General features: G+C 63.0%; 21 protein-coding genes and 1 pseudogene. 11 read left to right on the top strand and 11 right to left on the bottom strand.

The features are described from left to right. Nucleotide 1 precedes the first annotated feature (1 nt). Nucleotides 2–895, top strand: coding sequence for a rhomboid family intramembrane serine protease (locus AUR66_RS12160; RefSeq protein WP_058572631.1), 894 nt, complete (start codon nucleotides 2–4; stop codon nucleotides 893–895). Between the two features lie 6 nt (nucleotides 896–901). Beyond that, nucleotides 902–1696: an endonuclease V gene (locus AUR66_RS12155; RefSeq protein ID WP_058572630.1), complete on the top strand. Its 795-nt coding sequence runs from the start codon at nucleotides 902–904 to the stop codon at nucleotides 1694–1696. Between the two features lie 52 nt (nucleotides 1697–1748). Here the strand turns inward: AUR66_RS12155 and AUR66_RS12150 are convergent. After that, nucleotides 1749–3037, bottom strand: a pseudogene (locus AUR66_RS12150) (RNA-guided endonuclease InsQ/TnpB family protein). After that, the gene (locus AUR66_RS23080) at nucleotides 3038–3163 is read right to left on the bottom strand and encodes a hypothetical protein (RefSeq protein ID WP_004597641.1); all 126 of its coding nucleotides are present in this window, start codon (nucleotides 3161–3163) and stop codon (nucleotides 3038–3040) included. A 138-nt stretch (nucleotides 3164–3301) separates the two neighbouring features. On the opposite strand from AUR66_RS23080, the gene AUR66_RS12145 reads away from it, so the two are divergent. Then, nucleotides 3302–4144, top strand: a complete 843-nt coding sequence (locus AUR66_RS12145; RefSeq protein ID WP_058572629.1) for an SDR family oxidoreductase — start codon at nucleotides 3302–3304, stop codon at nucleotides 4142–4144. A 27-nt stretch (nucleotides 4145–4171) separates the two neighbouring features. Here the strand turns inward: AUR66_RS12145 and AUR66_RS12140 are convergent, their stop codons facing one another. Beyond that, on the bottom strand, nucleotides 4172–5386 hold the full coding sequence (locus tag AUR66_RS12140) for an ArsA family ATPase (protein WP_058572628.1): 1215 nt from the start codon (nucleotides 5384–5386) through the stop codon (nucleotides 4172–4174). A 136-nt stretch (nucleotides 5387–5522) separates the two neighbouring features. Here AUR66_RS12140 and AUR66_RS12135 point away from each other — a divergent pair, with 136 nt between their 5' ends. Continuing rightward, nucleotides 5523–6056, top strand: coding sequence for a CinA family protein (locus AUR66_RS12135; RefSeq protein ID WP_058572627.1), 534 nt, complete (start codon nucleotides 5523–5525; stop codon nucleotides 6054–6056). A gap of 106 nt (nucleotides 6057–6162) precedes the next feature. Beyond that, complete coding sequence (locus AUR66_RS12130) at nucleotides 6163–6687, top strand: metal-dependent hydrolase (protein WP_058572626.1); 525 nt, start codon at nucleotides 6163–6165, stop codon at nucleotides 6685–6687. Between the two features lie 27 nt (nucleotides 6688–6714). On the opposite strand, the gene AUR66_RS12125 is transcribed toward AUR66_RS12130, so the two are convergent. Further along, the gene (locus tag AUR66_RS12125) at nucleotides 6715–7449 is read right to left on the bottom strand and encodes a PHP-associated domain-containing protein (RefSeq protein WP_058572625.1); all 735 of its coding nucleotides are present in this window, start codon (nucleotides 7447–7449) and stop codon (nucleotides 6715–6717) included. A gap of 128 nt (nucleotides 7450–7577) precedes the next feature. On the opposite strand from AUR66_RS12125, the gene AUR66_RS12120 reads away from it, so the two are divergent. After that, on the top strand, nucleotides 7578–7880 hold the full coding sequence (locus AUR66_RS12120) for a DUF7565 family protein (RefSeq protein WP_058572624.1): 303 nt from the start codon (nucleotides 7578–7580) through the stop codon (nucleotides 7878–7880). Nucleotides 7881–8018: 138 nt separating this feature from the next. On the opposite strand, the gene AUR66_RS12115 is transcribed toward AUR66_RS12120, so the two are convergent. From AUR66_RS12115 to AUR66_RS12090, 6 genes are all read right to left on the bottom strand, one after another. Continuing rightward, nucleotides 8019–8471: a transcription elongation factor Spt5 gene (locus AUR66_RS12115; protein WP_058572623.1), complete on the bottom strand. Its 453-nt coding sequence runs from the start codon at nucleotides 8469–8471 to the stop codon at nucleotides 8019–8021. A gap of 1 nt (nucleotide 8472) precedes the next feature. Then, nucleotides 8473–8646: a protein translocase SEC61 complex subunit gamma gene (locus AUR66_RS12110; RefSeq protein ID WP_004044219.1), complete on the bottom strand. Its 174-nt coding sequence runs from the start codon at nucleotides 8644–8646 to the stop codon at nucleotides 8473–8475. Between the two features lie 173 nt (nucleotides 8647–8819). Further along, the gene (ftsZ, locus tag AUR66_RS12105; RefSeq protein ID WP_058572622.1) at nucleotides 8820–9953 is read right to left on the bottom strand and encodes a cell division protein FtsZ; all 1134 of its coding nucleotides are present in this window, start codon (nucleotides 9951–9953) and stop codon (nucleotides 8820–8822) included. A 155-nt stretch (nucleotides 9954–10108) separates the two neighbouring features. Next, a complete protein-coding gene (locus AUR66_RS12100; protein WP_058572621.1) occupies nucleotides 10109–11428 on the bottom strand; it encodes a D-aminoacyl-tRNA deacylase in 1320 nt (439 codons plus the stop codon). A 93-nt stretch (nucleotides 11429–11521) separates the two neighbouring features. Further along, a complete protein-coding gene (locus AUR66_RS12095; protein WP_231727871.1) occupies nucleotides 11522–12883 on the bottom strand; it encodes a sodium:calcium antiporter in 1362 nt (453 codons plus the stop codon). 87 nt (nucleotides 12884–12970) lie between these two features. Continuing rightward, nucleotides 12971–13942, bottom strand: coding sequence for a calcium/sodium antiporter (locus tag AUR66_RS12090; RefSeq protein ID WP_058572619.1), 972 nt, complete (start codon nucleotides 13940–13942; stop codon nucleotides 12971–12973). Nucleotides 13943–14149: 207 nt separating this feature from the next. On the opposite strand from AUR66_RS12090, the gene AUR66_RS12085 reads away from it, so the two are divergent. From AUR66_RS12085 to AUR66_RS12065, 5 genes are read left to right on the top strand one after another with little or no spacing between them, the layout of a single operon-like run. Next, nucleotides 14150–14959 (top strand): shikimate dehydrogenase, encoded by an 810-nt coding sequence (locus AUR66_RS12085; RefSeq protein WP_058572634.1) that lies wholly within the window; start codon nucleotides 14150–14152, stop codon nucleotides 14957–14959. A gap of 44 nt (nucleotides 14960–15003) precedes the next feature. Further along, nucleotides 15004–15675, top strand: a complete 672-nt coding sequence (locus tag AUR66_RS12080; protein ID WP_058572618.1) for a helix-hairpin-helix domain-containing protein — start codon at nucleotides 15004–15006, stop codon at nucleotides 15673–15675. Between the two features lie 57 nt (nucleotides 15676–15732). After that, nucleotides 15733–17235, top strand: a complete 1503-nt coding sequence (locus AUR66_RS12075; RefSeq protein ID WP_058572617.1) for an anthranilate synthase component I family protein — start codon at nucleotides 15733–15735, stop codon at nucleotides 17233–17235. Next, a complete protein-coding gene (locus AUR66_RS12070; RefSeq protein ID WP_058572616.1) occupies nucleotides 17232–17900 on the top strand; it encodes an anthranilate synthase component II in 669 nt (222 codons plus the stop codon). The genes AUR66_RS12075 and AUR66_RS12070 overlap by 4 nt, the downstream gene beginning before the upstream one ends. After that, a complete protein-coding gene (locus AUR66_RS12065; protein ID WP_058572615.1) occupies nucleotides 17893–18807 on the top strand; it encodes an aminotransferase class IV in 915 nt (304 codons plus the stop codon). Before AUR66_RS12070 ends, AUR66_RS12065 begins: the two co-directional genes overlap by 8 nt. Nucleotides 18808–18818: 11 nt before the next feature. Here the strand turns inward: AUR66_RS12065 and AUR66_RS12060 are convergent, their stop codons facing one another. Next, entirely contained in the window at nucleotides 18819–19235 is a 417-nt protein-coding gene (locus tag AUR66_RS12060; protein ID WP_058572614.1) for a Rieske (2Fe-2S) protein, read from the bottom strand. Nucleotides 19236–19331: the final 96 nt, after the last annotated feature.

The raw sequence follows: 19331 nt of genomic DNA, 5'->3' as shown, positions 1-19331 counted from the left end.
CCTGCCGTACCGTTGTTCGCGGTGTGGCGGCACGTTCTGTGCTGAACACCGACTTCCCGAGAACCACGACTGCCCGGGGCTCTCGGAGTGGGACGACCCCTCTGGTATCTTCGAGAGTAACTTCGACGACTCTGTTCGGACGGAGAAGCGTCGGACCAGCGGGATTCTGGACTCACTGACGAGTACAGGTGGGTTCCTCGGCTACTTCCGGGGCAACATGGCCTACCTGTTCCTCGCAATCATGTGGGTGATGTTCCTCTTCGAGTGGCTCGTGATTCTGGGGATGCAAAACGGACTGCTTCCATTCGGAACGTTCAGCGCGCTCTTCACGCTGAGCACACAGAACCCGCTGTACGTCTGGACGTGGGTCACCTCGGTGTTCTCGCACAGTCCGTTCTCGTTCTACCACATCGTCGGGAACAGCATCGTGCTGTACTTCTTCGGCCCGCCGGTCGAACGGTACATCGGGTCCCGGAAGTTCGCCCTCTTGTTCGTCGGCGCTGGCGCACTCGCTGGACTCTCACACGTCGGGAGCGCCCTTATCTTGACGCCGGGCGTCACCACGTCGGTTCTCGGAGCGTCGGGTGCTGTCTTCGCCGTCCTCGGCGTCCTCACGGTTCTAAACCCCGGGCTCCGTATCTACCTGTACTTCCTCATCCCCATCCCACTGTGGCTCTTTACCTTCGGGTTCGCGGCCCTCTCTGTCGTGTTCTTCCTCTCGCCGGGGACGGCCGCGACGGCCGGGCAAGGGAACGTCGCGCACTTCGCTCACCTCGTCGGCCTCGTCATCGGCCTCGCCTACGGCCAACGCGTGAAAGGCAAGCGGAACGTCCCCAGTGAGATGTCGCTCGGCGGCGGAATGCGTCGTGGCCCCGGCGGTGGCGGCCGCTTCTGAGAGTCGATGCAGCAGGTCCATCCCGAACTCGCGCCGCGACCCGGCCTCTCCCGCGCCGACATGGAGTCTCTCCAACGGCGTGTCGCGGAGACGGCCGTCTTCGAAGACGACCTGTCGTTCGACCCGACGAGTGTTTCGCTGGGTGACCCTGCGGAGACGACGCTCTCGGGCGTCTCTAACCCGCCACTCGTCGCCGGCATCGACCAGTCGTTCCTCGACGACCACGCCCTGAGCGCCGTCGTCGTCCTGCGCGGCGGCGAGGTGGTCGAACGCGTCCACGCCGTCTCCGAACTCGACTTGCCGTACGTACCCGGTCTCCTCTCGTTCCGCGAAGGTGGACCCATCCTCGACGCACTCGCCAAACTCGACAGTGACCCGGACCTCCTCGTCTTCGACGGGTCGGGTCGCATCCACTTCCGGCAGGCCGGACTCGCCACACATCTCGGCGTCGTCTGCGACGTGCCGAGTATCGGCGTCGCGAAGTCACTGCTCTGCGGGACTCCCGACGAAGCCGTAGACGGCCGACCTGAGGGTTGGCGGACGCCGGTTCGCGCGGACGACTCGGTCGATTCTGTCGGTGGGCATCCGGCTACGCCCGAGACGACGATAGGATACGCATTTCAGTCGCGGCAGTACGACTCGCGGCCAATCGTGAATCCGCTGTACGTCAGCCCCGGTCACCGACTCTCGGCGGAGACGGCAGTCGACCTCGTCTCACGCCTCTCCGGGGACTACAAACTCCCCGAACCGACACGTCTCGCAGACAAGTACGCCGACGAGGCGAAAGCGCAGTACGAGTGATGTCGCTCGTGCGATATCGTAGACGAATCGCGTACACGTGAACTACCCCACCCTACTCGCTAACCGCTGACGTGGTTCGCTTCTTGAGGGTGTCGTCAGAACTCCCAGAGTTCTGACTACTAACCAGAAGTTTGTGACTTCTGGTGATGGGGCTTCCTGTTTCCATGACGCGCTTTGCAGACACTGAATCGGTGTCTGTAGGGAGTGCAGTCTCCGCAGGCGTTGATTCGGAGTGTCCCACTCCTACATCTTTGAGACCGCGAGAAAGGATGTTCCACGACGCATTCGCGTCTCTGTCCGCCTCGAATCCACACGACGGACACGAATGCTCTCGAACCCACAGCGGTTTATTCGTCTCGACACCACACGACGCGCACTCTTTGGTCGTTCCTCGTGGGTCTACGGCGACAAAGTGCGTTCCTTCCCGTTCGCACTTGTATTCGAGCATTCGGAGAAATATTCCCCACGAGGCACCGGCTCTATTTCGAGAGTTACCCGGTAGTTCGACCAGTCCCTTCACGTCCAAGTCCTCGACCGCTACAAGGTCGTACTCACGGGCGTAATAGTTCGACAACTTGTGGAGGAAGTCTCGGCGCTTGCGCTTCAGGTCGGCATAGCGCCGAGCGACGGTCTTGCGTTGTTCTCCCAGTTGTTCGAGCCGTGTTCTTTCCGAGAGAGTTCGCGTTGGGCACGTCCCAACCGTTTACGCTCGTCGGAGAGGTCTGGTGACTCGACAGCAGTTCCGTCCGTATCATGTGCGTACTTCAGGATGCCAACGTCGATTCCGACGACTCGCTCTGGATTCTCCGGCTTCTCGGGAGTGTCTTCGTCCATGTCAATGCCGAAGGTAGCGAACCACTCGCCCGTGGGTTCTTGCTTGACCGTGACCTGTTTGATGGTCGCGTTCTCAGGAACATCTCGGTGGAGAGCGATGGGTATCTCACCGATTTTGCTCAACCACAGGACAGGCCGACCACTCGTATTTTTGAGTTTGAAGCTGGACTGGTTGTAGGTGAGCGACCGATACTCCCGAGGCGGTTTCCACTTGAGCATTCCAACCGCACGTCCGTTTTCCTTCTGCGCTTTGAGGGTGGAGAGATTGTCGTAGACGCGCTTGACGACCATCTGTAACACTTTCGAGTGAATGTCGTTCAGGTCGTTCCACCACGATTTGAGGCCGGGTAGTGTCCCCTGTACCTTGTATCGGGCTGGAATGTCGTCTGTCTCGTTGAGTTTGTAGAGAACGTGGTTGTAGAGTTGTCTACAAGTATCGACATGGTGCAGAAGCGTCTCGGTGAGGGCTTCCGGTGGGTCGAGTCGATACTTGTAGTTGTAGTGCATCTATGATTCTCGTTCCTCGATGAGTTCGTCCAATTTCTCTTGGACGAACGAGGAGAGGCTCAGGTGGTTGTCCTGAATCCATTCCTCTTGGTCGTCGCGGATGGAGATTGTCTTTCGCGTTGCCACGTCATAACTTACGTAATTTGCATACAAGTAATTTGCTCTCGTTTACGCTACTCGGTCGCTTCGGTCCCTGCATTGCCCCTTGAGGAGAGGGACATAGCGCCCAAAAACACTTAACAGCGCACGGTTCGACCTACCGACGTGCATCAAAAGACGGTCCTCATCACCGGTTGTTCCTCGGGAATCGGGCGTGCCACGGCGCTCGACTTCCTCGACGAGGAGTGGGAGGTCTACGCCACCGCCCGAAACCCGGCAGACGTTCAGACGCTGGGTGACCGCGGTGCGAACATCGCGACGCTCGACGTGACCGACCAGAGTGACGTCGACCGCGTCGTCGACCGCATCCTCGACGAACAGGGTCGCATCGACTGTCTCGTCAACAACGCTGGCTACGGCCAGATGGGTCCAATCGAGGACGTGCCGACGGAGATGGTTCACAAACAGTTCGACGTGAACGTCTACGGACCACACCGCCTCACGCGCGCCGTCCTCCCCCACATGCGGTCGCAGGGCGACGGGACCATCGTCAACGTCTCCAGCGTCGTTGGGCGCGTCTCCTTCCCCGGCGGCGGCGTCTACGCGGGGTCGAAGTTCGCACTCGAAGCGATGACCGACGCGCTCCGCGCGGAGGTCGAAGAGTACGGTATCGACGCCGTGCTGGTCGAACCCGGCCCGGTCGAGACACAGTTCTCAGACCGCGTCGAAGACCAGGTCAACGGGGGCGACGAGACCAACGGTATCGAGCGGTCGGGTGCCTACGAGAAGTTCTACAAACTCTTCGACGATACAGAAGCGCTCGGCGGCACCGGCCCCGGTGCGATTCCCCCAGAGCGAGTCGCAGAAGACATCGTCAACGCGGCGAGTTCGACGAAACCACGCGCGCGGTATCAGCCCGGAACAGTCGCCCAAATCGGTGTTCTCGGTCGCTTCCTGCCTGATTCGTGGCGCGATACCCTGTTCGGGTTCGCACGCAAACTCCCGTAATCCGGTATCGAACGCGTCCCGAGTTCCTTACTCCAGACAGGACGCGACGACGCGAAGTGCGTCCTCGCCCTGCACCTGGTCTGCGAGGAGCGGAACCCGTTTCACGTCACGGCCGCGGAAGAGGTCCGTCGCGGACCGAAGTGCCTCTTGCTGAACTTTCCAGCGACGCTGACAGAATCCACAGTGTTCGAGGTCCGGCGATTCGAACCACGAGGAGTCCACGTCGGCCACGTCGTCTACCTGCTCCATGACGCGATTGACGACGAGCGTCTGCACCGGGATGCCGAACTCGTCGAGACGGGCGACGAGGCGCTTCGACTCGACCACGCTCATCTCTTCGGGAATCATGACGACACGGAAGTCCGTCTTCGAGGGGTCACGGAGGACGGCACGGAGACGCTCGATTCGCTCGCGGAGTTCGTCGAGGTCGGCCATCCCCGCTTGCGGGTCGTCCGGGCCGGCACCGAACATCCCTTTGACGCTGTCCATCATCCCCGAGAACCGTTCGCGCATGCGGACGATTCGACCGAGCATCGAGTCCATCATCTCCGGGAGTTCGAGGAGGCGGAGTGTGTGGCCGGTCGGCGCGGTGTCGATGACGACACGCTCGAATCGCGGGTCGTCGAGATATTCGAGGAGTTGCTGCATCGCCGCCGCCTCGTCCGCCCCGGGCATCGGACCGCCCATCCCCATCGGACCGTCGCCGCCGAGCAGGTCCTCGAATCCACCCATCGCATCGCCCATACCGCCGAACGGAGATGCCCCACCGTCGTCGCCGACGAACGGGTTGTCGTCGTCGTACTCGCTCGTGTCGTAGGCCGTCTCGTCGTCCGCAGGAGCGTCTCCGCCGCCCGCGAACGGCCCTTCCATCACCGAATCGGGGTCGATTTCCGCCGCGTAGAGGGGGATGTCCTCGCGGATGCGCGTCGGTTCGGCGGGGAGCGACGTACCGAGAGTATCCGACAACGAGTGTGCAGGGTCCGTCGAGACGACGAGCGTCGCCGTCCCGTCTGCTGCACTGGCGAGTGCCGTCGCCGCGGCCATCGTGGTCTTTCCGACGCCGCCTTTCCCGCCGTAGAGGACGTAGTCCGGCGCGTCGATACCACGCGGGAGGTCTGCGTGGTCCGTGGTCGTCGCTTCCTCACGGTCGGTGACTTCGACTTCTATCTCCGCTGGACCGTCGTCGCCAGCGTCGTCTGCGTCGTCGTGGGAGGATTCGGTCGGCTCGACGTCGATGTCCATGTCGGACCCCAAACGGCCAGGCTTTGTGTACTTCTCGGTCTCCGAACCTCACAGCAGTGTCGCGGGAGACGGGGCGATGGTGACCACCACCGCCTCGCCGACCGGATTTTTGTCCCATCCGGCCGTCGTCTGTCACATGCGCGAGTTCGCATCCGACCCACCAGCAGAAGAACGCGTCGGGGACGCCCTCCGAGACGCGGGCCACACCGTCGCCGTCGCCGAGTCCTGTACCGGCGGCCTCATCGGGTCGCTCCTCACCGACGTGCCGGGGTCGAGCGACTACTTCGACCGCTCACTCGTCACCTACTCGTACGACGCGAAACGCCACGAACTGGCCGTCTCACGCGAGAGCCTCGACGAGTACGGTGCTGTCTCAGAACCCGTCGCCCGCGAGATGGCCGCCGCCGTCCGCGACGTGGCCGACACGACGTGGGGTGTGGCGACGACGGGTATCGCAGGGCCGGGCGGTGCGCTCCCCGGAAAGCCGGTCGGCACCGTCTTCGTCGGTATCGCGTTCGCCGCCCCGTGGGGGTCAGAAGAGTCGTACACGCGCGTCGAGCGATTCGAGTACGACGGGTCGCGGACGCAGGTGAAAGAACAGATTGCGCGTGGAGCGCTGGGACTGCTCCGTGAAGAAATCGAGTCGGTGAACGAGAACGCGGACGATTGAGACGCCACAGACGCCACCCGGCAGGCCGACCGAACGCGGCGGTGGGCGAGCGCAGTCGGTCGGTTTCGTGGGAAAGCTTTGTATCCCGGCAGGCCAGTCTCAGCGCATGAACAAGAAGGGGCACGTGCTCAACGCCATCTTGCTTGCGCTCGGGCTCGGTGTCATTCTCACTATCGACCCGCGGACGTTCGAACCGACGACTGACTCCGCGTTCCTCCTCGTCCAGAAAATCGGCCAGTTGTCCCTCCCGGTCGTCCTCGGCGCACTCTTCCCGGACGTAGACACTGCCTTCGGAAAGCACCGCAAGACGCTCCACAACCTCCCGGTGTTGATTGCGTTCCTCGTCTTCCCGCTCGTCTTCGACAACCTCCACTTCGTCTGGATTGGCGTCGCCACGCACTACGTCCTCGACATGGTCGGGTCGAAGCGCGGCATCGCCCTGTTCTACCCGCTGTCACCACAGGAGTACGACCTGCCGACGGGTGTGGCGACGAGTTCGAAATACGCTGACGCGGTCACGCTTCTCGTGACCGGCGCAGAACTCGGCGTCCTCGCCGGTATCCACTACTACCTCTTCTCGCTCGACGTGTCGCTCGCGGACGCGGCGGCGTCGTTCACGGCGATACTCTGAAGCGGTGCGACGTTCCGTGCGAGCGATTCAGTAGACGCTCACGTCGTCGAACGCGCCGTCGTAGGCGATGTGGTTCGGATGGGTCGGTTCCATCCCAGAGAGGAGGAGTCTGTCGACCTTCCCCCACGAGTTCTCGTAGCCGAGGTGGGCGAATTCGACCGCACCGCGAAGCGTGTGTGAGAGTCCAGACCGGCGCATCACGTGTCGCTCGTCACCGTTTCGGAGTGCGTCGACGAGGTCGGCCTCCGAGTCGATGTCACGGTCGAACTCGGTCCACGCTTCGCCGATGCTCCCGCGGAGGTGCGCGTAGGACGACCCAAATCCGGGAAGGGACGTCTCACGAGCGATTTCGCGCCCGCGGCGATTGTGTCGGGAGAACGCTTTGGCGTTGTACGTCTCGACGGCGTGGATGGCGTCGCGGTGCTGGTGGATGTCGTCGAGAGTAAGGCTGACCGTCAGCAGTTCAGGGTGCGGGACGAGGGTCGCTGCCTCCTGTCGGGCGAACTCGTCGAGTGCACCGTCGAGTGAGATGAAGTCGGGGACAGGGTCGTCGAGGCCGACTGCGAGGAGGTGTTTTCGGTCCCGCCACGACCCCGTGAACACCTCACGGGCCGGAACGACCAGCAGGTCGTCGTCGGAAAAACGCTCCGCGCGAGCACGAATGTCGGGGAGGCGGACGAAGTGCGGGGCGTAGACGAGCACGTCGATACCGCGGGCTTTCGCACGAGAGACGACTCGCTCGTCGAGAATCTTCACGTGCATGTCTACCCGTGTCGTCGTGCTCGCGGTCACACGACCACGTCGGGGTAGACGATAGTTAGTGGTTGCTATTTCTGAGACGACAAGGGTCCGAAGAAACGGTTTAGTCCCCCACGTCCGTCGGGTCGAACATGCCTAGGTGGAAGTGCGGTGTCGAAGGGTGTGGTGGACGCTTCGAAGACGTCGAAAGTGTCATCATCCACCAGACGACGGAACACGAACGACACGAGTGTAAGGTGTGTGGGACCATCGTCCCCGAGGGGTACTTCGCGATTCGCCACGCCTTCGACGAACACACTCGCGCGGAGTTCGTCCGCGCGTACGAAGCAGACTCCACGGCGGTCCGCATCCGTGAAGACGTCAAAGACGCCGTCGAAGACGAAGCGGACCTCAACAGCGTCGTCCAGAAACTTCGCAAGAAGGGCGCGCTGTAGGGAAGAGTACTGTCCGAGTGTGGTCACGAAGCCGGTGGGAACCTCGAAATGCCGAACTCGGTAGGCACTTCGAAACGACGAACTCGACAGTACGGGGAACGAACGTCGAGAGAGAAGAAAAGACGTGACGAGCGGTGCTTACCGCTCTTCGGAGTCGAGGACGCGAATCTGGTCGCCGCGGACGGTGACCGGAATCGGAACCGTCGCCTCGTAGAGTTCGACGGTGACCTGGTCTTTCGTCTCGTCGATACGCTGGACGCGCGCCTTCTCGCCTTTGAACGGCCCGGCGATGAGTTCGACGATGTCTCCCTCGGCGATGCCTTCGACGTCGGGCGTCGGCGACAGGAAGTGTTCGACTTCCGCCATGCTGGACGTGCCGACCATCCCGCCACTCTCGACGAGACCACGGGCGTGTGGAATCTCTTCGAGGACACGGGTGACGATGCCGTCGTCGTCGGCTTCGACCATCACGTAACTCGTGAGCGAGTCGGGAGCCAACACAGCGTGAATCTGGGCGAACTCCTTCGTCGCGATCATGTCCGCGACCGTTCGCTCTTGACGAGCGGTCGTCTTTACGGCGAAGATTGGCATCTCAGACGCCTCCGGGGAGGAAACTCATGACCGCGAAGATGATGAATCCGAGCAGTCCGACCAGGAAGATGCCCGCGCCGGCAATCTTGGAGATTTGTGAGAACTCCTGCCAAGAGGGCGTGCTCGCGAGTTTCAGCACGCGAACGTAGCTGTTGAGGTCGTATTTGACGTCCATGTTGGTGGGGGCTAAGACGGCCGGCTTTTTCTATCTATTGATGCTCGTCGCTCCGAAGCGACACGTCTGTGCGTCCCACGCCGGCAATAAAAGTGGATGTCGTCGTGCCCGGCACAGACGGCCGACGACGCGAGTTCGAACGGAACGACCCACCGGAGTCGCACCGAGTCCGATTACTCGACGTAGTCGATGTCTTCGAGGCGTTCCTGTGCGGCTTCCTGGACCTGCCCGTTGCGGCCGTAGATTTGCGGCGATTCGACGCCCGTGACGACGATCATCGTCCGCATCATGCCTTCGAGTTCGTCGTCGACGGAAGTTCCCCAGATGATACGCGCGTCGGGGTCGATGCGGTCGTAAATCTCCTCTACCACACCTTCCGCCTCTTCGATGCTCATGTCCGACCCACCGGTGACGTTGACGAGTGCGGAGTTCGCGCCGGAGATGTCCACGTCGAGGAGCGGCGAGCGAAGCGCGGATTTGACCGACTCTTGGGCCTTGGACTCCGAATCGGACTCGCCGAGGCCAATCATGGCGACGCCACCACGTTCCATGACCGTCTTCACGTCGGCGAAGTCGAGGTTGACGAGGCCGGGTTTGGTGATGAGTTCGGTGATGCCCTTGACAGAGCGCATCAGCACTTCGTCGGAGACTTTGAACGCTTGCCGGACGGGGAGTTTCCCGACGGCGTCGAGGAGACGGTCGTTCGGAACGACGATGACCGTGTCGGAGACGTCGCGGAGGCGTTCCAGACCCGCTTCGGCGTTGGTTCGTCGGACCTCACCCTCGGCCGTGAAGGGGGTCGTGACGATAGCGATGGTGAGTGCGCCGGATTCGCGTGCCGCCTTCGCGACGACGGGCGCGGACCCCGTCCCAGTGCCGCCACCCAGACCGGCCGTCACGAACACCATGTCAGAGCCTTCGATGGCGTCGTAAATCTCTTCTTGCGACTCGAGTGCCGCCTCTTCACCCACCTGCGGGAGGGACCCGGCACCACGGCCCTGTGTCTTCTGCTCGCCCATGAGAATCTTCGTGTCAGCACCGATTTCGACGAGGTGCTGCACGTCGGTGTTCGCAGCGACGAGTTTGGCTCCCTTGATTCCCTCTTGGTGCATCCGGTTGACGGTGTTGCCACCCGCACCACCGCACCCGACCACCGTGATGTTGGTCTGAAGGTCTTTGAGAACCGCTTTCAGTTCGTCGTCAGTCATCGTGCCAGACCGGTTGATGTTGTCCGGGCCGCCGACTTCGGTCGTCCCATCCCCCATGTCCTCGGCCTCATCGATTGCGTCGTCGACGATAGAGTCCATATTTGTGCAGACGGTTTACGGAGGATGACTAATTATCTTTCCCCCTTGTGTCAGACGACCGTCTGACGATGCCGATATTTGGGTCGTTTAATAATTCAATTCTGACATAATATACGAGAAATATGACAATCGCAGTTAATTGATACCTAACTGCGTCACACTGTGAACTCGACAACTCGCTCGCGCGAGACGTGCGCGGGGTCGATAGTCTCTCCGTCGACTTCGACTGCCTGTCCGGCCGAAAGTTTCCCGAACGCCGGGCCCTCTGGAACGCCTAACTCGCGTGCTGCGGCGGGGTCGAACGCACTGACGCGGGCCGTGACGGCACCGTTCTCGCGGACGACCGAGTCGTACTTCTGGCGTAAAATCTCACAGAGACGCTCGACGAGTTCGTCGTATCCCGCTCCGGCGACCGCAGCACGACCAATCGCGCGCGTCCCACCCTCGGTCGTGTGGAACGCGACTGTCGTCTCCGCGACGGCGTCGAGAGACGCGTCGAGGTCGACGCCCTGTGCTTCGCCGAGGAGTCCATCGGGGAGCGAGACGACGCTGTACGAGTCTGCGTCGATGTGCGCTCCGAATCGGAGTCCGTCTTCGATGCGCGTGATATCCGATTCGAGTTCTCGGACCCGCGCGAGTGGGACGCCAGCGGTCTCGCGGACCCACGTCTCGGAGACGACACGGTAACCCTCCTCGTCGAGGACGGCGGCGAGGCCGTCGCGGTCGCCGTCGACGAGTGCGACGTCGGCCGCCGACGCTTCGAACGCGCGGCGAAGCACATCACGGTTCGCGTCGGGCGAGCCCATCGCCTTCAGTTGCCAATCGGCCGCGATGTGCCCCACACACCAGTCGGTGTCGTCGAGGACGCGGAGGAACCGCGGCGCGTAGTGACCGCCACCGAATCCGACGAGTTGTCGGTCTGTGTCGGCGTCGACACCCTCGATGTCGAGGACGGCGGCCGCCACGGCGCGTGCCCCGTCAGGGTCTTTCCACTCGTCTTCGCCACTCCCGAGTTCGACGAACATCGACGGGACTGTGGTCCGCGTCGGCCCGTGGTGTGTCGCCTCGATACCGACGTCGTAACCGTCGGGTGCGTGGTCACGGAGGGCCGCGACGACGGCGCGTTGGGCGTTCGGGCAGGCGCGGGCGAAGTGCCCCGATTCACCGCCGTAGTCGGCGGGGCCGAAGTTTCCGGTGAAGTGTGCGGTCAAGAGTGGCCCCGTCTCGCCAGAGTGCCGAGAGACGACGGCGAGGAGGTCGAGGTCCGCGTCGAACGCCTCGGCGGGGTCGTCGAGGTAGATGTGGAGGTCGTCGAACTCGCGGAGTTCGAACCCCTCACGGCGATAGAACGTGCCGCCACCGTCGGCGTCCGGTCGGCCCTCGTCGGTCTGTACGTCCCACTCGGCGATGTCGAGGAGGTGTTCGCCGATGTGGACCGATGCGCTGTCGGCGCGGCTGACGACGATTCCAATCACGATTCGAGGGTCGCCGACGGTGGCGAAAAGGGCGTCGGAAACGGCGAAGAGACGTGCAGTCGGAGCGACTGAAATCGGACAGTTCGGGCGCGTTCAGTCCTCGGCGGCAGCGACGGGTTCCTCGGCGGCGTCCTCGGTGAAGTCGCCGCGCACCCGTCGGATGGACCGCTTGGCGACCGAGCGCAGTTCGCGCCAGCGGACGACGAACAGCCCCGTCCCGAGCGCCATGTAGACGACAGAGAAGGCGAAGAGCGACGTCGTCCCGTCGAGCGTGACGAGGCCGAGACCGGGGAGGGGAAGCGTGACTGCCGCCCCCGTGACGGCGTAGACGAACTGCGCGAAGAACAGGCCGAGGAGGACCAGCGCTTCGCGAACGCTAATCGTGAGCGAGATGAGGATGGCGATTGCGAAGTAACTCTGCGCGGCGGTGAGCCAGATTTCGCCCGCCTGATGGCTGTCGAGTGGGAGCGGACCGTAGTAGCCGAGCGAGAGACTGTAGACGAGGACGAGCGTCCCGATGAGGAGCGTCCACTGGTTGAGTTTCGACGAGATGAGCGCGTTGAATCCGGCCGTCGACCGGGCCTTGTTGACGAGGTAGGCGACGACGATGAGTTCGGGACTCTCACTGGCGAGCGGTGCGACCCACTGAATCATCAAGAACGGCGGGACGCCGACGGCGGTTCCGAGTTCTTCGAGGCCGTGGGCGAAGGGTTCGACGGCGACGAGGATGACGAATCCAGAAAAGAGGAACAACGAGAGCGTCGTGGCGATGCGCTTCGGTTTGACGTACGATTGAAGATACGCGGGGACACCAATCTGTTCTTGGTGTTCGTGCGGTGAGTTCAGCGCCACGAGGATGTACGAGACGTAGAGGCCGACGAGGACGAACATGTCGAACGCGCCGATTCCGTCGCCGAGTGGGACGAAGAACGCGAACATCGTCGCCACGAAGAGGAACAGAATCTCCGTGGAGATGCCTTTGTCCAGTCGGACGGCGTCGGCGAGGAATCCGGGGCGGTTCTCGACAGCCTCGTCCCCGGTCTCACGCGCTCTGAAGACGGTGAAGAGCGCGATTGCAGACCAGCCGATGCCGATGAGGATGCGGTTCGCCCCCGTCATGTTGGCGACGGCGAGACTGGCAGCCTCGGCAGATTCGGGCGACCCCGGGTTGATACCCGCCTCCCACGCGTAGAGTGCGTCGACGGCGTATTCGGGAGCGACTGCGAGGACAGCGAGGATAGCCAAGGCGAATGCGCGCGGCACGTCCGCTTCCGCCGTCTCGGCACCCCACGCGAGGAGGAACGACGCACCGAGGACGGCGACACCGCTCAGTGCGACGGTGACACCAGTCTGGAGCTCGATACCGAAGAGTGAGTGGAGCCCCAACCACGGCACGGTGAGGAGGGCAGCACCGAACACTGCGACCAGTGGGTGGCTGAATCGTCGTCGTACCATCGTGCCTACACTAGCGTCTGGGGGGCCGGTAGCTCTTGCGTTTCAATCGCCCGAGAAGAATTTCTCCCTCCGCCGACAGGTTCGGCGTTACGGGAGGATGAGCCAGAAGAAGACGAGATAGCCGCCTACCAGAATCCCGCCGTCGAGGCGGGACACGTCTCGATTGCGGAGCATCAAGAGGATGACACCGAACGTGAACGCGAGGAGTGCGGGGAAGTCGAGCGAAATCGTACTCGCGGGAACGTTCACCGGAACCATGATGGCGAGAATACCGAGGACGGCGACGACGTTGTAGATGTTCGACCCGACGACGTTGCCGATACTGAACTCGGATTCGCCGCGGACGGCGCTGATGACCGACGCCGCGAGTTCGGGCAGAGAGGTACCGAACGCGAGAATGGTGAGACCGATAAAGCGCGTACTGAAACCGTAGGCTTCGAGGAGGCCCTTCCCGCCTTGGATGAGCCAGTTCGACCCGATGAACAAGAGGAGCAGGCCGACACCGAGGTAGAGCACGTCTTTGAACTGGGCAGAGACCGTGTCTTCGTCCTCGATGTCGATTTCGTCGGTTCCAATCGCGTCGGCCTTCGCGGAGCGTGCACGGTAGAGCAGGAACGCAGTGAACACCACGAGGATGACGAGGAGGATACCGCCGTCGAGTGCGCTGAGGTTCCCGTCCATCCCGAGGGCGACGAGTGCCACTGCTGCTGCAATCATGAAGGGGACGTGGCGACGGAGCGTTGCTGTCGAGACGCCCATCGGTTGGATGAGCGCGGAGATACCCAACACGAGACCAATGTTGGCGATGTTCGACCCGACGATTGCGCCCAGTCCGAGGTCAGAACTGTAGCCCAGTCCGCTCAACACGGCGACGAACAGTTCTGGCGTCGTCGTCGCGAACGCGACGATGGTCACACCGACGATTGCCGCCCGGAGACCCAGACCGATAGCGAGGCGTGAGGCACCCTCGACGAGTGCCTCGGCCCCGAGATAGAGTGCGACGATACCAGCCACCAAGAGGGCGGTATCGAAGGAAAGCAGGGTTGCGAGTGCCGACATACGCGGGAGTGACCGATGGGAGACCAAAAGTACGCCGGTACACCGTGCGGTCGCTATCGATTGACATACTGAGGCGTCACTGTTAGAGGCGGTGACTGTTCACGCGTGAATCACGGTGGCTTCGTCGCCGCGTCGCCGCCGAACAAAGTCGCGGCGGAATCCGACACAGACGGGCGAATTATATCACCGGCGAGACTCCACCCGGCCATGGAAGTCTATGGTCTCGTCGGCAACCCCGTCGGGCACTCGTTGTCGCCACCGATGCACGAGGCGGCCTACGAGGCGACAGGGGTCGACGCGCGATACGTCACCTTCGAACCCGAACTGGACGCCATCGCCGACGCTATCGCCGGCGCGGACGCACTCGGTGTCGCCGGCCTGAACGTCACGATTCCGTTCAAACAGGACGTACTGGACCTCGTCGAACCGGACCCACTGGCCGAACGAATCGGTGCGGTCAACACCATCGACTTCGGCCCAGATGGCCCGGTAGGCTACAACACGGACGCCGCCGGCGTCACACGGTCACTCGAACGACACGGCGTGGAAATCGACGGGGGGAGCGCAGTCGTGGTCGGTGCCGGCGGTGCGGGCCGTGCTGCCGCGTTCGCACTCTCCGATAGTGGTGCATCGGTCCACGTCGCCAACAGGACAGCAGAGAAAGCGACCACACTGGCCGCTGTCGTCCCCGGCGCGACTGGCGGTGGGTTAGACACGCTCGAACGAGTAGAAGACGCAGACATCCTCGTCAACGCGACCAGCGTGGGGATGGATGCACCCGACGAGACGCCGGTTCCGGCGTCGTACCTCCACGCGGACCTCGCCGTCCTCGACGCGGTGTACGCACCCCTCGAAACGCGATTGCTCCGCGAAGCGGCCGACGTGGGTGCGGTTACCGTCGACGGTGCCTGGATGCTCCTCCTCCAGGGTGTGGAGGCGTTCGAGCGATGGACTGGTCTCGACGCACCCGTCGACGAGATGAACGCCGCCCTCCGCGCGCACCTCGCTGATGGCTGAGGCCGCCGGTTTTTAAATAACCGGATTGCATATGACAAACTAATATGGGCTTGCTTGACAGTATCTCGTCCTTCTTGAAATCGCTCCTTGGTGGCGACTCCTCGTCTGCTTCGCGCGACGAACGTGACGAATCGGCGACCGTTACGGTCGAACGAGACACGCGCGCCGAACGCGAGGAAGCGAACGTCGAGACGGAAGCGGCGGTGAAAGAACCGGTCGAAGAGACACCGGAACCCGAGCCAGAAGCGACCGAAGACGAAACCGAAGCGACCATCGAAGAGGCCGAGCCGGAGGCAGTAACAGAAGAAGCGGACGCCGCTGTCGTCGACGAGGCTGAAGACGCCGAGGACGTGGCTGAAGACGCTGAAGAAGCCGAACCAGAACCGGCTGAAGAAGCCGAACCAGAACCGGCTGAAGAAGCCGAAGTGAAAGAGGAAGACACTGAAGACGCTGAAGACGCCGAAGAACCCGAGGCAGCAGAGCCAGACGCAAACGAAGCCGACGAAGCCGACGAACCTGAAGCCGAAGACGAGACCGAATCGCCGTCCGTCGATACGATTCGCGGCATCGGTCCGGCCTACGCAGAGCGACTCTCCGACATCGGAATCGAGACCGTTTCGGACCTCGTCGCCGCCGACGCAGACGACGTCGGTGACGCAATCGACGTATCTCCGAAGCGAGTCCAACGCTGGATCGACCGCGCGAGCGACGCGTAAGCAGGACCGCTGACACGTCACGAAACCGTTTACCCGACGCGCCGATTGGTGCGAGTAATGACCGCACCGACCGTCGTCACCGACCGCGACGACTTTCGCGCGACTGCGGCGTCGGCCCCCGACGGCGCGCGCGTCCCCGTCGAAGTTCGGGTCCGCGTCTCGGACCCCTTCGACGCCTATCGGCGTAGCCGACGGGACGCTGGTGGCTTCTTCTACGAGACGACCGGCGGCCAATCCGGGTGGGGCGCGTTCGGCGTCGACCCCGTCGAACGTCTCACTGTTGGGTCGGACGCCGTCTCCAGAGACGATACTGCGCCGACGCTCGCCGCGCTCGAAGGACTCGTCGACGCCGAGACACTCGTCCGCGGCGAGTGCGACGTTCCGTACCCCTGTGGCCTGTTTGGCTGGCTTTCGTACGACGTGGCCCGCGAACTCGAAGCGCTCTCCGACCACACGACCGACGACCGACACCTCCCACACCTGCAACTTGGCGTGTACGACCTCGTCGCCTCGTGGGAAGAACCGCGTCCCGACGACGGCGACGACACGTTCCTGCGAATCACCTGTTGTCCCCGAATTCCCACGGGGTCGGACCTCGACGAGGTGTACGACACAGCACGCCAGCGCGCGATGGGACTCGCACAGGACGCAGTGGACGGGACACCCAGACCGGTCGACGCGCCCGTCGCGTCTCACGAAGCGCAGTTCGAAAGTGAATGCGGGCGCGAGGTGTTCGCCGACCGTGTTCGCGCGGCGAAACAGTACATCCGCGACGGCGACACCTTCCAAGCGAACCTCTCACAGCGACTCGTCGCACCTGCGGCGGTTCATCCCGTGGATGCGTATGCGGCACTCCGCGCGGTCAACCCCGCGCCGTACTCGGGTCTCCTCGAACTCCCCGACCTCGACCTCGTGAGTGCCAGTCCCGAACTGCTCCTTCGAATCGACGACGACCGACTCGTCACGGAACCCATCGCCGGAACCCGGCCCAGAGGGGCGACGCCGGAGGAAGACCAGCGACTCGAAGCCGACCTGACGACGGACGAAAAAGAGCGGGCCGAGCACGCCATGCTCGTGGACCTAGAGCGAAACGACCTCGGAAAGGTCTCGGAGTACGGGTCAGTCGACGTGACCGAGTACCGCCGTGTCGACCGCTACTCCGAGGTCATGCATCTCGTGTCGCTCGTCGAAGGGCAGCGGCGCGAAGGCACGACGCTCGCAGACGCCATCGCGGCGGTGTTCCCCGGCGGGACAATCACCGGTGCACCCAAGCCCCGGACGATGGAGATTATCGACGAACTCGAATCGACTCGTCGTGGACCCTACACCGGGAGCATGTTCGCCATCGGATTCGACGACAGCGCGGTGTTGAACATCGTCATCCGGACACTCGTGCGCTACCGCGACGAGTACCACCTCCGCGTCGGCGCGGGTATCGTCCACGACTCCGACCCGAACAGTGAGTACGACGAGACGTTGGCGAAGGCCCGCGCACTCGTCACTGCAATCGACGAGGCACTCGGCGAACGCGCGAAGATGACCGTGGGTGCGGACCGATGACGCGCATCCTCGTCGTCGACAACTACGACTCGTTCGCCTACAACCTCGTCCAGTACGTCGGCGAGTTCGCAGACGAGGTGGACGTGTACCGAAACGACGCCCTGACGACCGACGACATCCGCGACATCGACCCCGACGGAATCGTCATCTCACCGGGGCCGGGAACCCCCGCGGACGCCGGAATCTCTATCCCCACGTTCCGTGACCTCGACTACCCGACACTCGGGGTCTGTCTCGGCCACCAGTCGCTCTGTGCGGCCCTCGGTGCCCACGTCGGCCACGCGCCCGAAGTCGTCCACGGAAAGCCATCGCTCGTCGAACACGACGGCAAGGGCGTCTTCACCGGCCTCCCCGACCGAATCGAAGTCGGTCGCTACCACTCACTCGCCGTCGAGCTGGACGACATTCCCGACGAGTTGGTCGTCACCGCGTCCACGGTCGGTGACGAGGACGAGACCGACACTGAATCGGCCGTCGGAGCCGACGGCACGCAGGTCGTGATGGGCGTCCGCCACCGCGAAAAGCCGCACGTCGGCGTGCAGTTCCACCCCGAGAGTATCCTGACCGAGTCGGGCAAAGCCATCGTCCGCAACTTCGTCGCCCTCGCCGCTGGGGAGTCACCAGTCGCAGATACGTGGCAAGTGCGGGGGGCGAATCATGAGTGACGACGACGCAGTACGGCGGTACTACGTCGACGGCGAACTCGTCCCGGCGGACGAGGCGTCGATTCCAGTCACCGACCGCGGGTTCCTCTACGGCGACGCCGCCTTCGAGACGCTCCGTGCCTACGGTGGCGACGTGTTCCACTGGGAGCCCCACGCGGACCGCCTCGCCGAGACGTGCGACGTCCTCGGGATGGACCACGGCCTCTCGGACGACGACCTCCGAGCACGAATCGACGAGACACTCGCAGCCAACGGCCTCGAAGACGCGTACGTCAGACTCTCGATTACCCGCGGGTCACAACCGGGGCGACTCACACCCGCCGAAGACGTCGACCCGCGAGTCGTCGTCATCGTCGAACCCCTATCGCGCGGTGGTCGCAATTCGGACCCAGTCTGGGACGGCCCGGCGACTGTCCAGACGGTCAGAACCCGCCGAATCCCTGACCGGGCCATCCCCGCACGGGCGAAGACTCACAACTACCTTAATGGAATCCTCGCGCGCGTCGAACTCCGCGTCACGGGCGCTGACGAAGCGCTCATGCTCGATTCGGATGGATACGTCACCGAAGGCGCGACGAGCAACCTGTTTTTCGTCGCCGACAACGCCCTCTGCACGCCGAGTCTCGACGGTCCCGTCTTGCCGGGTATCACCAGACGAGTCGTCTTGGACCTCGCTCGACAGGAGGGCATCCCGATTCGCGAACGACGCTTCACCCCGGACGACGTGCGCGACGCAGACGAGGCGTTCCTCACGAACTCGACGTGGGAACTCCGCCCCATCGAGACGGTCGATGGCATCTCGGTCGGCGACGGTCCCGTGACGAAGCTCCTCTCACGCCTCTACGACGATTACGTGGAGCGACAGCACTACGAGGAGTCGCGCGACGACAGTGTCGCATCCGAGTAATCGCGACTGACTCAGAATTCGACGTTCGACTTCGAACTGCGGTCTGCGGGGTCGGTCTCTATCGCGCCGGTTCCTTCGAACGAGAAGTCGTCGTCGGAGAGGAACACGTGGTCGCCGTCGATAGTGAGGTCCAAGTCTTCGAGGACGGCACCCTGACACGGGCCGTAGTTGCAGTACCCAGAGTCCGCTTCGAAGTACGCACCGTGGTTCTCGCAGATTATCTCGCCGTTGCGCATCTCCGCACCCGACCCCTTGTCGAGTTTGATGTGCGTCAGGTGCATGCAGTAGTTCAACCACCCGTGAATGTCGCTGTCGGTCCGCACGAGGACGGCCTCACGTTCTTCCCCGTCGTCGTCGCGGACGCGAAAGAGGAACGTCGTGTCCTCGGGAACGTCGTCGACACCACAGATTCGTTCCAAGTCGCTCATTGGGGTGAGGTTGGAGTGGGGTGGAAAATCACCTTCGGAAGTGGATGATCTTTAGGGTGAACTATCTCTGATTTTATTCCGAGCACGATAGTAAGA

This window comes from Haloferax profundi (assembly GCF_001469865.1).
Classification (GTDB): Archaea; Halobacteriota; Halobacteria; order Halobacteriales; family Haloferacaceae; genus Haloferax; species Haloferax profundi.
Note: the sequence above shows the minus strand (reverse complement) of the source record. Positions and strands in the feature narration are given on the sequence as shown.

What these genes read in the sequence shown, in the direction of transcription:
- AUR66_RS12085 (WP_058572634.1), top strand. Translation starts at nt 14,150, where the DNA reads ATGGAAGTCTATGGTCTCGTCGGCAACCCCGTCGGGCACTCGTTGTCG.
- AUR66_RS12125 (WP_058572625.1), bottom strand. Translation starts at nt 7,449, where the DNA reads ATGCACGTGAAGATTCTCGACGAGCGAGTCGTCTCTCGTGCGAAAGCC.
- AUR66_RS12070 (WP_058572616.1), top strand. Translation starts at nt 17,232, where the DNA reads ATGACGCGCATCCTCGTCGTCGACAACTACGACTCGTTCGCCTACAAC.
- AUR66_RS12135 (WP_058572627.1), top strand. Translation starts at nt 5,523, where the DNA reads ATGCGCGAGTTCGCATCCGACCCACCAGCAGAAGAACGCGTCGGGGAC.
- AUR66_RS12095 (WP_231727871.1), bottom strand. Translation starts at nt 12,883, where the DNA reads ATGGTACGACGACGATTCAGCCACCCACTGGTCGCAGTGTTCGGTGCT.
- AUR66_RS12075 (WP_058572617.1), top strand. Translation starts at nt 15,733, where the DNA reads ATGACCGCACCGACCGTCGTCACCGACCGCGACGACTTTCGCGCGACT.
- AUR66_RS12140 (WP_058572628.1), bottom strand. Translation starts at nt 5,386, where the DNA reads ATGGACATCGACGTCGAGCCGACCGAATCCTCCCACGACGACGCAGAC.
- AUR66_RS12120 (WP_058572624.1), top strand. Translation starts at nt 7,578, where the DNA reads ATGCCTAGGTGGAAGTGCGGTGTCGAAGGGTGTGGTGGACGCTTCGAA.
- AUR66_RS12060 (WP_058572614.1), bottom strand. Translation starts at nt 19,235, where the DNA reads ATGAGCGACTTGGAACGAATCTGTGGTGTCGACGACGTTCCCGAGGAC.
- AUR66_RS12080 (WP_058572618.1), top strand. Translation starts at nt 15,004, where the DNA reads ATGGGCTTGCTTGACAGTATCTCGTCCTTCTTGAAATCGCTCCTTGGT.
- AUR66_RS12155 (WP_058572630.1), top strand. Translation starts at nt 902, where the DNA reads ATGCAGCAGGTCCATCCCGAACTCGCGCCGCGACCCGGCCTCTCCCGC.
- ftsZ (WP_058572622.1), bottom strand. Translation starts at nt 9,953, where the DNA reads ATGGACTCTATCGTCGACGACGCAATCGATGAGGCCGAGGACATGGGG.
- AUR66_RS12130 (WP_058572626.1), top strand. Translation starts at nt 6,163, where the DNA reads ATGAACAAGAAGGGGCACGTGCTCAACGCCATCTTGCTTGCGCTCGGG.
- AUR66_RS12115 (WP_058572623.1), bottom strand. Translation starts at nt 8,471, where the DNA reads ATGCCAATCTTCGCCGTAAAGACGACCGCTCGTCAAGAGCGAACGGTC.
- AUR66_RS12090 (WP_058572619.1), bottom strand. Translation starts at nt 13,942, where the DNA reads ATGTCGGCACTCGCAACCCTGCTTTCCTTCGATACCGCCCTCTTGGTG.
- AUR66_RS12110 (WP_004044219.1), bottom strand. Translation starts at nt 8,646, where the DNA reads ATGGACGTCAAATACGACCTCAACAGCTACGTTCGCGTGCTGAAACTC.
- AUR66_RS12065 (WP_058572615.1), top strand. Translation starts at nt 17,893, where the DNA reads ATGAGTGACGACGACGCAGTACGGCGGTACTACGTCGACGGCGAACTC.